Consider the following 12,457-nt stretch of genomic DNA (forward strand, 5'->3'; position numbering starts at 1 on the left):
GCCGAACGCCGCATCCCCCTGGCCGACGGGTCGACCAGGGGGATGCGGCTGCAAGGGTCAGGACTGGCCCGGCGCCTTCTTCACCTGCTGCGTCTCGGCGGAGAGCAAGGTCTGCGAGACCTGGTCATCCGTCGACAGCGTCACCCTCACACGGAGCTGCGCTCCGACGAGGTCGGCCGTGGGGCCGAACGACGCCTGGGTGGCGCCGTCGATCGGCGAGCCGTCCGCGATCCACTGGTAGGCGATCGCCGCGCCCGCCGGCGCGGCGACCTCGGCGGTCACCACCTCGCCGACGCGCGGGGTGCCCACGACCTCGGGCGCGGCGGCGGTCACGGCCTCGGTCGTCCCGAAGTCGAGCCACGTGCCCTCGAGCTGCGTGTGCCCCTGCGGGCGCTGGTTCCAGTCGCAGACGCCCGACGGGAACGTCGCGAGCAGTCGCGCCCATTGCGCATCGTCCATCGCCGGATAGTAGGTGCGCACCGGCTGCGTCAGCGCGCATTTCAGTCCGTCCGCGATGAGCGGCATGCCCGCCTCCGCCCGCGGCTGCGAGTGGTACGGGTACAGCGTGTTGCACGCCGTCGAGGGGTCGTCGTAATCGAGTGGCTCGGCGATGAAGGCCATCTGTGCGTCGAAGCAGCCGTCGACGAGGTCGGCCGGCCGTGCCGCCACGGTGCGCGCACGGTCGCCCGGGCCGCCGGCCGCCTCGATCGCGTCGAGCCAGTCCTCCAGCTTGTCGAGCGCGGCCACCCGCATCTGGTTGGTGTTGGCTCCGATGTTCGCGCCCGTCCAGTTGACGTGCGTTCCGGCGTCGCCGTGCGCCGCGAGCATGCGCTCGCGGATGATCGCCGACCGGTAGCGCTCGTGGAAGTCGCCCGTGGGGTCGGTGTAGTTGCGGATCTCGATCACCGGCGTCCATGCCAGGCCGCCCGTCATCATGTTGATGCGTCCGGTCGCGTACGCCCGCTCGATCGCCTCGACGCTCGCCTCCGAGCGCGCCGCGGTGCGGTTGCCGTCAACGCCCATGCCGCCGACCTGCTCGTTGAGCGAGACGAACTGCTCGACGGTGATCGCTCCGCTCTCGAGGGCGTTCCAGCCGTACTGCACGCCGACGTTGTCGGGCTCCACGCGCAGACCGCGGCCCTCGGCATCCGTCCCGTAGACGTTCTCGACCATGTCCGCGATCGTGCAGCGCAGGCCTCCCGGGTTGCTGGGGGACCAGCGATCGGCGAGGGGGATCGCCGGGTTGCAGCCGCGCGTGGGATCGTCCACGCCGTCGAAGAAGGTGAAGCCGAAGCACGTTCCCGGCACGGCGTGCCCGGTGACCGCGACCTTCTGCGCGTCTGTCCAGCCGGCGCCGGCGGGCGAGTTCCAGTAGGTGAGGAGACCCCGGCAGTCGTGGCCGCCGATCGTGGTCGACCGCTCGTCGGGGTATCCGATCTCACCGAGCACGCCGTCGAGGATGCCGGGGTAGTTGTTGGCGAGCAGGAGCTGCTGCATCGTGCCCGCCGATCCGCCTGAGCCGATCGTGTAGTCGACGGGGCCGAGCTGCTCGACGATGTGCTCCTTGACCATCATCGCGGTCTCGGCGCTCGTGACGTCGTTGCAGTTCTGCGCGAAGACGTTGAACGTCGCCGAGGCGACCGCGTAGCCGCGGCTGAGGAAGAGGTCGTTCTGCACGCCGCCGGTGCTGGTGCCCTGCCAGTACCCGACTCCGCACGCGCCGCCGAAGGTGTAGACGAGCTTGCCGTTCCAGCCCGGGGTGGCCGTCCACGGCGCGGGCTCGGCCGTGCCGGGGACGTGGAGCACCGCGGTCTCGTAGACCGCGCGGTTGATGGTGCCGCGCTCGACACGCACGACGTACGGCACGGTGGCGCCGTCGACGGTCGTCGTCGCGAGGTTCGCCGGGGTGGACCCGTCGGTCGGGTAGTCCGCGAACTGTCCGGCGGTCGTGCGGTAGCGGTAGCTCACCGAGGGAGCCGCGACGTGGCAGTCCTCGTCCACCGCACCGAGGTTCCACGGCGCGCCGGACGCCGTGCAGTACATCGGATGCTGCGGCCCCGAGAACACCGGACCGGCGATGGGATGGTTCTCGACCTCGAGCGCAGCCTGGACCTGACCGTTCTTCTTGGTGACCTGGATCTCGCTGACGCCCAGCGGCAGTCCGTCGACCAGCCCGATCAGCCGCCCGTCGACCGGGCGGAACGCTTCGGTCACGTCCACACCGGCCGACACGATGCGGAAGTCGTCGCGGGCGCCGGCGACCGAGACCAGGACATCTCCGCCGGAGACGCTGTCCGCGCGTCCCGATTCGATCTCGATCGTGACCGGCTGCGCAGCGCTGACCGGTGTCGGCAGGGACAGGCCGGCGAGGATCAGTCCCGCCGAGGCGAGCACCCCCATTGCGAGCGGTCCGGTTCTCGATCTCTTCATTGCACCCTCCGTCGACGTCGTCGTCATGGCGCAGCATCGTCACTGCCGCCTAAGCGACAGAGTAGAACTCGTAGTGACGCTCGTCAACGAAAGATTAAGTGTTGTTGTCCTCCGCCATCCGGCGTCGCGTGACGCGTTGCGCGAGGTCGGCGTCGATCTCGCCGACGAGGGTGCGGATGCGGCTCTCTGCGGCGTCCCCGAGCTCGTTGTAGCGCGACGCCCACGCACGACGCGTGGCGGCACGGGGCCAATCGCCGGGCACCAGTTCGGCGGGCACGCCCGTGTCGAGCAGGCGGAACGTCTGCCAGCCCAGCATGAGCCGCATGCGCTCGACGAACGCCGCGACGGGCCCGTCCGGCTGCCCCGGCTTCATCGCCGCGGCGAACCGCCGATATTCGGCGGCGATGTCGTCGAGGTTCCAGGCCGACTGCGCACCGCCCGCGATCGTCGTCTGGAGGGTGGCGCGCATCGCCGTGACGTCGCCGACGCCGAGGTCCCGTAGCTCGGACATCGCCGCCGCGGCGCGATCCCGCGGCGACACCCACACGCCGTCGTACAGCGGGGCGAACCCGAGCCAGCGCAGCCGGGACCGCGCGAGGTGCCGCGAGGATCGCTCGGATTCGGGGATCGAGAAGGCGAGGACCGTCCACAGTCCGTCCCACGAGGGCTCGACGAGACCGAACGACTCGAGCCAGGTGCCCTCCTCCGCGACGATGTCCAGGGACCTCGACGTGAGGCTGTGGGTCGTCCGCCGGCCCGCCCGCTCGGCCACCAGCAGGCCGGCCCGCACCATGCGCGCAAGCGTCGCCCGCGCGGCGGCCTCCTTGACGCCGAGGTCGGTGAGCGCGGTCACGAGCGCACCGGTCGGAAGAGCATCGTCGACGCCCCACCAGTAGTCGCCGAAGACGGTGAGGACCTGTCGGACCGGCGAGACCCGGCGGAACTCGGGCGCGTCGGCGGGGTCCTCGGCGAGAGTCATGCGTGACATCATCCCATCGGCGCCGAGGGGATGACGTCACGCCGGCTCAGTGGGCCATCGAGGCCAGCACCTCCGGGTCGAGGGTCGCGATCGACCGGGTGTCCTGGAAGGCGCGGACACCCTCGATGCCCTGTTCCCGACCGAAGCCGGACTGCTTCATGCCGCCGAAGGGAGCGCGCAGGTCGAGGCGGGTCGCACCGTGGTCGTTGACCCACACGTAACCGCACTCCAGCTGCGAGCCGACCCGCTGCGCCGCCTCCGGCGATGCCGTCCACACCGAGCCGCACAGGCCGCCCCACGTGTCGTTGGCGAGCCGCACAGCCTCGGCCTCGTCATCGAACGGGATCACCGGGATCACGGGACCGAACTGCTCCTGCGTGACGACCCGCAGGTCGAGCCCCGGGTCGACGACGATCGCCGGACGCACGAAGTTGCCGCCGGCCAGGTCGCCGCCCGGCAGCTCGCCGAACTCGCGGACGTCGGCGCCGGCATCCTTCGCCTCCTGGATGATCTCGTCGACGAAGGCCTTCTGCGCCGGCTGGTGCAGCGGTCCCATCGTGGTGCCCTCGTCGAGGCCGTAGCCGAGTCGCGCCGCCTGGAGTCGGGCGGAGAGCCCCTCGACGAGCTCGTCGGCGCGCGAGCGGTGCACGAAGACGCGCTTCGCGTTCATGCAGATCTGACCCGTCGTGTCGTAGATCGCCGCGTACAGGCGATCCAGGTGCGCGTCGTCGAGGATCGCATCGTCGAGGAACACTGCCGCGTCGTTGCCGCCCAGTTCGAGGGTGACGCGGGTGAGGGTCTTCGAGGCCATCTCCATGATCCGCTTGCCGCCGTTGACGCTGCCCGTGAAGCAGACCTTGGCGATGTCGGGGCTCTGGATGAGCCCTGCCATGTCCTGGTCGCGGCCCGTCACGACGTTGAGCACGCCGGGCGGCAGCTTCTCGGCCACCCGCTGCACGACACGGGCCGTGGCCAGCGGCGCCGAGGGCGGCGGCTTCACGATCGCCGTGTTGCCCGCGAGGAGGGCGTGCGGCAGCGCCGCCCCGAGGATCGCGATCGGCCAGTTGAAGGGCACGATCACGGTCACCACACCCAGCGGCTGGTACGTCACGTCCGTCGAGACCGGGATCGCGCCGGGGATCGGCGGCAGCGTCTTGGACACGTCGACCTCGTCGGCGAGCATCAGCGCGAGATTCCAGCGGATCTCGAACACCAGGGCGTCGATCCACGCCTCCATCCGGATCTTGCCGTTCTCCTGCGACAGGACGGCGGCGTCCTCGTCGCGGTCGTCGGCGATCCCTGCGATCGCCTCGGCCATCGCGGCCGCGCGCTCCTGCGGCGTGAGCGCCGCCCACGCCGGGAACGCCTTCTTCGCCGCGGCCACGGCATCCTTCACATCGGACTCCGTGGCGGCTGCGGCCTCGCCGACGACCGCGCCCCGCTTGCCCGGATCGGCGATCGTCATCACGTCTTCGGTGAACCGCTCCTCACCCCCGATGTAGAGCCCCGTCCGGACCGAAGTCCCCATCGCCGTCTCGCCCATGGAACGCCCACCTCTCCGTGTTGTCCGACGTGGATCCGCGCCTCGGGTCGGCGCGGATCGACACCTCTCCCAGCGTGCCTCTCGCATGCGCATGAAACAAGATTGTCGACGATTTTCGCGCGAGTTTCGTATGAGATTCTTCGCGATGACCGGCCGCTCGCGAGATAGTGTCAGTGCACGGACGAAGGCGCCGAAGGGGGTTGGCCGAGATGACGGATGCTGCAGTGCTGAGCAAGGACGAGACCGCTGAGCGTCCCGACCTGACGCAGGTGATCCGCGAGGCGATCCTCGACGCGCAGTTCGCGCCGCACCAGCGCCTCATCGAGGCCGACCTCAGCGAGCGCTACGGCGCCTCGCGGGCCACGGTGCGCACGGCACTGCTGAACCTCGCCGGCGAAGGTCTCGTGGAGCGCCTGCCCAACCGTGGCGCGCGGGTACGCGCGATCACGGTGGACGAGGCGATCGAGATCGTCGAGGTGCGCATCGGCCTCGAGACGCTCTGCGCCCGCAAGGCGGCCGAGAACCTCACGCCCGCCGACGCCGACGAGCTGCGGGCGCTGCGCGCCGACATCGAGGGCGCGATCGGGTCGGGCGACCTCATGGCGTACTCGCGCCTCAACCAGGAGCTCGACCGCCGCATCCGCGACCTCAGCCACCACGGCACCGCGACCCAGCTGCTCGAGCGCCTGCGCGCCCAGTCCGCCCGCCACCAGTTCCGGCTCGCCTTCCACCCGGGCCGCGCCGCGACGTCGGCGCCCGAGCACATCGCGATCATCGACGCGATCCTCGCGAAGGACCCCGATGCCGCGGAGGCCGCGACCCGCGCCCACCTCTCGGGCATCGTCGAGGTGCTCCACGGCATGGAGTGAGGCTCCACGCTCGGCGCCCCGCGCGCGAGACATCGCGAACGCGCTGAGGCACCACGGCAGGCGAGGTTCCTCAGCGCATCTGCGGTTCGTCAGCGCCCGAAAGGGGCGGACGGATGTCTCCGCCCGCCCCCATTCGCCGGGCTCAGGTCACTGATCCCAGGACTCTGCCGGGGCGTAGCCCTTGCCGTTGTACTTCTGCACCTGCACGGTCGAGACGGCGGGCTGGCCGTCCTCGGTCGTGTCGACGGCGGAGCCCTCGAGCATCAGCGGGGCGGTGAAGCCCGAGACGTCGCGCAGCGCCTCCATGAAGTTCTCACGCGTGGGTTCGGTCATGTTGCCGAACACCTCCTCGAGCGTCGCCCCGATCTGGTACGACCACACGCAGTGCGGGAACGCGGGCACGTCCGGGTAGTTCGCGTACTCCGCCAGCTGCTCGAGGAAGGCGGCGCCCTCTTCGCTCTCGGCGAACGTCGGGGCAGCCGCGGACTGCGCGAACGCCACCGTGTACACCCCCGGGAACGCCGCCGCGCCACCGGGCTCGAGGATCGCGCTCGGGCTCGACGTGTTCGACGGCAGGAACCACGACGGCAGCCAGCCGAGCTCCTGCGTCTTCTGCAGCGACGAGATGACCAGCGGCGTGATCGACATCGCGTTGAAGAAGACGTCGGCGCCCGAGCCGGCGAGCTCGGTGAGCTGCGCGTCGACCGAGGTGTCGGTGGCCTCGTATGTGAGCTCCTTGACGACCTCGATGTTGTCGGCACCCTCGATCGCGGTCTTGAAGCCCTCGACGTAGCCTTCGCCGTAGTCGTCGTTCTGCGACAGGATCGCGACCTTGTGCTCTTCGGCCGAGCCGGCCAGCAGCTCGCCGAACGCCTCGCCCTCGTTCTGGTAGATCGGGACGAACCCGAGCTGCCACGGGCTCTCCTCCTGGCTGCTGAAGATCGGGTCGCCCGTCATGATCAGCACCTGCGGCACCTCGTCGGCGATGGCCGCCTCGCGCCAGGCGCGGTTGGTGGGCGTTCCGAGGCCCGCGGTCATCGCGAACACGCTGCTCTTGAGCTGGTCGTAGTTCGCCTTGGCCTTCTGCGGGTCGTACTCGTCGTCGAGCGCCTCGATCTCGACCGTGCGGGTCTTGCCGTCGCCGAACTCGACGCCGCCGTCGGCGTTCTTGGCGCCGAAGTAGGCGGTGACGCCGGCGACCGTGCACGTACCGGGCCCGGCGGTCGGTCCCGAGAGCGGAGTCGTGATGCCGAGCGTGACCGACGAGTCGGTGATGCCCGGGCTCGCCTCGGCGGAGCCGCCGTCCTCGATGCTGTTCGGCGTGCCGCCGCCGCGCGAGCAGCCGGCGGCGAGCACGGCGACGATGCCGATCCCGGCGACGACCGAGGCGACGCGCATCTTCCTGCGATTCGTGCTCATTGGTCCTGCCTCTCTGTGTTTTGTCGTGACTGCGTTCGGGAGGGTCATGGCTTCGACGGGGGCGGCGAGCCGGGCGGGGCGCCCAGGGCGTCGCCGACCGTCGAGGATCCGGACACGGATGCCGCGGCATCCGTCCGCTCGTCTGCTCCGGCGGCGCCGGGGCCGCGGGGAGCGTCGCCGCCCCGGCCGCGGCGGCGCCACAGCCTCGGCAGCGAAACGAGACCGCCCGGGAGGATGAAGAGCACGACCAGGAGGATGGCGCCCTGCAGCACCGCGGTGATGTTCGGGTCGATGATGTTCGTGATCTGCGGCACCAGCACGTACCAGATGCCGCCGAGGACCGAGCCGACGATGCTGCCCGCACCCCCGATCACCATGGAGGCGAGGAGCTCGATCGAGTGGCCGAAGCTCATGGTCTCGGGCGACGTGTACTGAACGACGACCATGTAGAGGAATCCGCTGACGCCGCCGATGAGCGAGGCGATGGTGAACGCCAGGACCTTGTAGCGGTACGGCGAGACGCCCATCGAGCCGGCGACCGCCTCGTTGCCCTTCACGATCGCGAAGGCCCGCCCGTACTTCCCGCGCACGAGGTTGCGCGTGAGGAGGAAGGTGATGCCGCCGATGAGGAAGACGATGTACAGCTGCCACTGGTCGTCGTAGAGCCCGGTCCACTCCGGCGCGTCCGAGAACCGCGCCGAGGTGCCCTGCGATCCCCCGGTGAAGTCCGAGAGACGCTTCGCGAGGGGCACGCCGATGAGGGGGAGCGCGATCGTCACCATGGCGATCGCGAGGCCGCCGAGCCGCGCGGCGGCGAGGGCGACGAGGAGGCCGAGCGCTCCGGGCAGCGCGCACGCGAAGAGGAAGACGAGCAGGATGTTCCAGTCGGCGTTGACGCCGAACGCCGTGGCGTAGGCGCCGGCCCCGACGAAGAAGATCTGGCCGAGCGAGACCTGGCCGGTGTAGCCCATCACCACGTTGAGGCCGAGCACCGCCACCGCGAAGACGCCGATGCGGGCGATGGTCTGGTTGGCGAACTCGGGGAGGATCAGCGGCACGACGATCATCAGCACGACGATCAGACCGAACACCGCCCACCGCACCCACGCTCGATCGAGGAAAGGGGTCCGGTTCGAGAACTCGGCGGTCGAAGGCATCAGACGCGCACCACCGCTTTCCGGCCGAACAGGCCCTGTGGCCGTACGAGGAGCACCACGAAGATGAGGATGAACGGCACGGCGATCTTGAGGTCGTGCCCGATGAAGGGGATGTAGACGGCCGCGAGGTTCTCCAGCACGCCGATCAGCCACGCGGCCACGACGACGCCGATCGGGCTCGAGAGGCCGCCGAGGATGCAGGCGGCGAGCGCGTAGACGAGGGCGGAGTCCATCATGCCCGGCGTGAGCGTCAGCTGCGGGGCGACGAGCACGCCCGCCACCGCGCCCAGCACGGCGGCCAGGCCCCAGCCGACCATGAGGTTGCGGCCGACGTTGATGCCCGAGAACGCGGCCGATGCCGGGTTGATCGCGACGGCCCGCAGCGCGAGGCCCAGCTTCGTGCCGAGGAAGAGCGCCTGCATGAGCCCCATGATCACGACGATCACGATGATCGTGCCGAGCGAGCGGACGCTGATGACGGCACCGGCGATCTTGATCGTCTCGAGGGGGAAGAGCGAAGGGAAGAGCCGGTTGTTGTACGTCCAGATCCACGCGCAGAGACCCGTGATGAGCGTCAGCAGACCGATCGTGACGACGACCGCGGTGTCGGGGTCTCCCCGCTCGAAGCGGCGGATGAGGTACCGCTCGATCAGCGCCCCGAGGAAGAACGAGACGACGATGGCGGCGAGGATGGCGAGGATGAGCGGGATGCCGAACCCGCTGAGCGACCACGCGATGTAGGCCGAGAGGACGGCCATGCCCCCCTGGGCGAAGTTGATGAGCCCGGTCGCCTGGTTCACGAGCACGATCGCGAGCGCGAGGGCCGCGTAGATCGACCCCGTCGACAGGCCGTCGATCACGAGCTGGATGAAGGTGCCGGGGTTCACGTCAGCCTCCCAGGTACGCGCGGCGGATCTCGTCCATGCCTTTGAGCTGCGCCGTCGTGCCGGTGAGGACGTTTCGCCCTGTCTCGAGCACGGTGGCGCTGTCGACGAGGGTGAAGGCGAGGTTGGCGTTCTGCTCGACCACGACCATCGCGATGCCGGACTCGCTGCGCAGCCGGCCGATCGCCTGGTACACGGTCTTGGCGGTGCCGGGAGCAAGGCCGAGGGATGCCTCATCCAGCAGCAGGAGCCGGGGCCGGGCCATGATCGCGCGGGCGATGGCGAGCATCTGCTGCTCACCGCCCGACAGCGCCGACCCGGTGGAGCGGATGCGGTCCTGCAGCTGCGGGAAGAGATCGAGGCAGTAGTCGATGTCGGCGCGGATGGCCTTGGCGTCCTTGCGGCGGTACGCGCCCACCCGCAGGTTCTCGCGCACGGTCAGGTCGGAGAGGGTGCCGCGCCCTTCGGGCACGTGCGCGATGCCGAGCGCGGCGACCTGGTCGGGGCGGAGCCCCCGCAGGTCCTTGCCGTCGAAGCGGATCGTGCCGGTCGACCGCACGGTGCCCGACACGGCGCGGAGCGTCGTCGTCTTGCCGGCGCCGTTGGCGCCGAGGATGCCGACGGCGCCGCCCTCGGGCACGGTGAGCGAGACGCCCTCGAGCACCTGCACGCGCCCGTAGAACGCGCGGATGTCGGCGACCTCAAGCAGCGTCATCGACCGCGTCCTTCCCGAGGTACGCCTCGATGACGCGGGAGTCGGCCTGTGCCTCGGCCGCCGAGCCCTCCATGAGCTTTCGCCCGTGGTCGAGCACGACGACGCGATCGGTGAGGGCCGAGATGAGCCCCATGTTGTGCTCGACGATCACGACGGTGATGTCATCGTTTCGCACGCGCCGCACGGTCTCGATCAGCTGCTCGACCTCGGCGTGCGGCAGGCCTGCCGCCGGTTCGTCGAGCAGCAGGAGGCGGGGCTTCATGAGCAGGGCCCGGCAGATCTCCACGCCCTTGTGCAGTCCGTGCGAGAGCTCGTCGGCGCGGGTCTTCGCCGCCCACCCGAGGCCGTGGGCCTCGAGGAGCTCGAGAGCCTCCGCGCGCAGCGCCTTCTCGGATCGTCCCGTGCGCGGCAGGCGCAGCGACCATTCCCCCGGGCCGCCGGGCAGGCGGCTGTGTGCGCCGAGCAGCACGTTCTCCAGCACGGTCTCCCGCAGCTGGAGCGCGGGATGCTGGAACGTGCGCGCCAAGCCCTTCCGCGCGAGAGAGGCGGGGGCCGAGCCGAGCACCTCGTCGTCGTCGATCGTGATCGAGCCGGCGCTTGGGCGGTAGTGGCCGCTGACGCAGTTGAAGAGCGACGTCTTGCCGGCGCCGTTCGGTCCGACGAGGCCGAAGATCTGCCCCGCCTCGACGGTGAAGGTCACGTCTTCGAGGACCTTGACGCCACCGAAGTGAAGGCTGACGTCCCGGACTGCGAGCCGAGCACCCATGCTCCACCTTTCGCGTCGTCGCGGTCGATCAGGGGACTCGAGGCCTCCCCTTGCTCCGAAAACTACGGATCCTCGGCCAGATTGTCAACGATTTTGGCGTGAAGTTCCCCGACCGTGATGTTGCGACTCGATGCTGGTCCGCGGCCGACGGGGATACCGCATCCGTTTCCGCCCAATGGAAATCGGTCGACCAGGCGGGCCGCGACGCTCCTACGCTGACCGCAGCTTCCCCAACGACGAAAGAGGGTCGACGATGACCACCACGACGACGACCGACACGACGGCCGAGTCCCTCTCACAGGCGATCGACCGGGCCGGCAGCCCCGTCGAGCTGCTGCGCAACCAGAACTGGCCGGCGTTCACGTTTCCCGTGGCGCCGGAGTTCACCAACTGGCGCGACGAGCAGCGCGCGTGGAACACATCGGTGGCGCTCATGGACCAGTCCCACCACATGACGCAGCTGTTCCTCGACGGCGACGACCTGATCCCGCTCCTGAGCTCGATCTCGCCGAACACGTTCGCGACCTTCCGCCCGGGCGTCGCCAAGCAGCTGATCTCGGTGAACCAGGACGGCTACCTCATCGGCGACGGCATCCTGTTCTACAACGCCGAAGGTCCCGAGGGGCTCGTGCTCATCGGGCACCACATCCTCATCGACTGGGTGCGCTTCAACGTCGAGAAGGCGCAGGCGGCGGGCAAGGACGTCCGCTACCGCCTCGAGGCGAACTCGCACATGCGGCAGGGGCCGCCCACCTTCTACCGGTACGAGCTGCAGGGGCCGCACGCCGATCTCGTGATGGAGAAGGTCTTCGGCGGGCCCGCGCCCGAGATCAAGTTCTTCCACATCGGCGACGTCGAGATCGCCGGACGGCCGGTCAAGGCGCTGCGCCACGGAATGGCCGGCCAGCCTGGATTCGAGTTCTTCGGGCCGTGGGAGGACAACGAGGTCGTGCTGAACGCACTCATGGAAGCCGGCGAGGAGCATGACATCCGCCGCGTCGGCGCCAAGGCGTACTCGTCGTCGCCGCTCGAGTCCGGCTGGGTGCCGACGCCGTTCCCCGCCGTGTTCGACGACGACTTCGCCGACTACCGCGAGTGGCTGCCGGCGACGCGCATCGGGTCGGTCGGCGGGTCACTGTACTCGACCGACATCCACGACTTCTACATGACGCCGTTCGACATCGGGCTCGGTCGCTCGGTGCGCTTCGACCACGACTTCCACGGCCGCGAGGCGCTCGAGAAGCACGCCGAGAACCAGCGCCGCCGCAAGGTCACGCTGATCTGGAATGCCGACGACGTCGCCGCCGTGGTCCGCTCGCAGCTCGAGCCGGGGACGCCAGCGAAGTACCTCGACTTCCCGAAGGCACGGTACGGGCTCTACCAGATGGACGAGATCCGCAAGGACGGGCAGCGCGTCGGGATCTCGACGGATGCCGGGTACGTGGCGTACGACCAGCTCTACATGTCGCTCGCGACCCTGGACGCCGGCATCCGTGACGGGGACGAGGTCGAGGTCGTGTGGGGTGAGGACCCCATCTCGAAGAAGGACTCCGTGGAGGCGGCGCACCGGCAGGTGAGCATCCGCGCGACCGTCGCGCCGGCGCCGTACCACGACTACGCCCGGACGGTGTACCGCCAGAACGCGTGAGCCGCGCTCCCCGCTGTGCGCCCTGATTCCGATGAGCGGAACCACGA

General features: G+C 69.8%; 10 protein-coding genes. 2 read left to right on the forward strand and 8 right to left on the reverse strand.

What is annotated here, in order from left to right:
• Nucleotides 1-57: 57 nt before the first annotated feature.
• The 3 genes from MRBLWH3_RS02825 to MRBLWH3_RS02835 form a co-directional block, all read right to left on the reverse strand.
• The gene (locus MRBLWH3_RS02825; RefSeq protein WP_363428502.1) at nt 58-2,430 is read right to left on the reverse strand and encodes a DUF6351 family protein; all 2,373 of its coding nucleotides are present in this window, start codon (nt 2,428-2,430) and stop codon (nt 58-60) included.
• 94 nt (nt 2,431-2,524) lie between these two features.
• Nucleotides 2,525-3,409 carry a PaaX family transcriptional regulator C-terminal domain-containing protein gene (locus MRBLWH3_RS02830; protein WP_363428504.1) on the reverse strand — a complete coding sequence of 295 codons (885 nt, stop codon included), beginning with the start codon at nt 3,407-3,409 and terminating at the stop codon, nt 2,525-2,527.
• Nucleotides 3,410-3,455: 46 nt separating this feature from the next.
• Entirely contained in the window at nt 3,456-4,937 is a 1,482-nt protein-coding gene (locus MRBLWH3_RS02835; protein ID WP_363428506.1) for an aldehyde dehydrogenase family protein, read from the reverse strand.
• 224 nt (nt 4,938-5,161) lie between these two features.
• Between MRBLWH3_RS02835 and MRBLWH3_RS02840 the strand changes: the two genes are divergently transcribed.
• Nucleotides 5,162-5,821, forward strand: coding sequence for a GntR family transcriptional regulator (locus tag MRBLWH3_RS02840; protein ID WP_363428508.1), 660 nt, complete (start codon nt 5,162-5,164; stop codon nt 5,819-5,821).
• 147 nt (nt 5,822-5,968) lie between these two features.
• On the opposite strand, the gene MRBLWH3_RS02845 is transcribed toward MRBLWH3_RS02840, so the two are convergent.
• The 5 genes from MRBLWH3_RS02845 to MRBLWH3_RS02865 are packed head-to-tail and all read right to left on the reverse strand — an operon-like array spanning nt 5,969 to nt 10,762.
• The gene (locus tag MRBLWH3_RS02845) at nt 5,969-7,240 is read right to left on the reverse strand and encodes an ABC transporter substrate-binding protein (RefSeq protein ID WP_363428510.1); all 1,272 of its coding nucleotides are present in this window, start codon (nt 7,238-7,240) and stop codon (nt 5,969-5,971) included.
• 44 nt (nt 7,241-7,284) lie between these two features.
• A complete protein-coding gene (locus MRBLWH3_RS02850; RefSeq protein ID WP_363428512.1) occupies nt 7,285-8,397 on the reverse strand; it encodes a branched-chain amino acid ABC transporter permease in 1,113 nt (370 codons plus the stop codon).
• On the reverse strand, nt 8,397-9,284 hold the full coding sequence (locus MRBLWH3_RS02855) for a branched-chain amino acid ABC transporter permease (protein WP_363428514.1): 888 nt from the start codon (nt 9,282-9,284) through the stop codon (nt 8,397-8,399). The genes MRBLWH3_RS02850 and MRBLWH3_RS02855 overlap by 1 nt, the downstream gene beginning before the upstream one ends.
• A gap of 1 nt (nt 9,285) precedes the next feature.
• Complete coding sequence (locus MRBLWH3_RS02860) at nt 9,286-9,996, reverse strand: ABC transporter ATP-binding protein (protein ID WP_363428516.1); 711 nt, start codon at nt 9,994-9,996, stop codon at nt 9,286-9,288.
• Complete coding sequence (locus MRBLWH3_RS02865; protein ID WP_363428518.1) at nt 9,983-10,762, reverse strand: ABC transporter ATP-binding protein; 780 nt, start codon at nt 10,760-10,762, stop codon at nt 9,983-9,985. Before MRBLWH3_RS02865 ends, MRBLWH3_RS02860 begins: the two co-directional genes overlap by 14 nt.
• A 253-nt stretch (nt 10,763-11,015) precedes the next feature.
• On the opposite strand from MRBLWH3_RS02865, the gene MRBLWH3_RS02870 reads away from it, so the two are divergent.
• Nucleotides 11,016-12,410, forward strand: coding sequence for an aminomethyl transferase family protein (locus MRBLWH3_RS02870; protein WP_363428520.1), 1,395 nt, complete (start codon nt 11,016-11,018; stop codon nt 12,408-12,410).
• The last annotated feature ends 47 nt before the right edge of the window (nt 12,411-12,457 follow it).

The sequence above is a fragment of the Microbacterium sp. LWH3-1.2 genome, assembly GCF_040675855.1.
Lineage (GTDB): Bacteria > Actinomycetota > Actinomycetes > Actinomycetales > Microbacteriaceae > Microbacterium.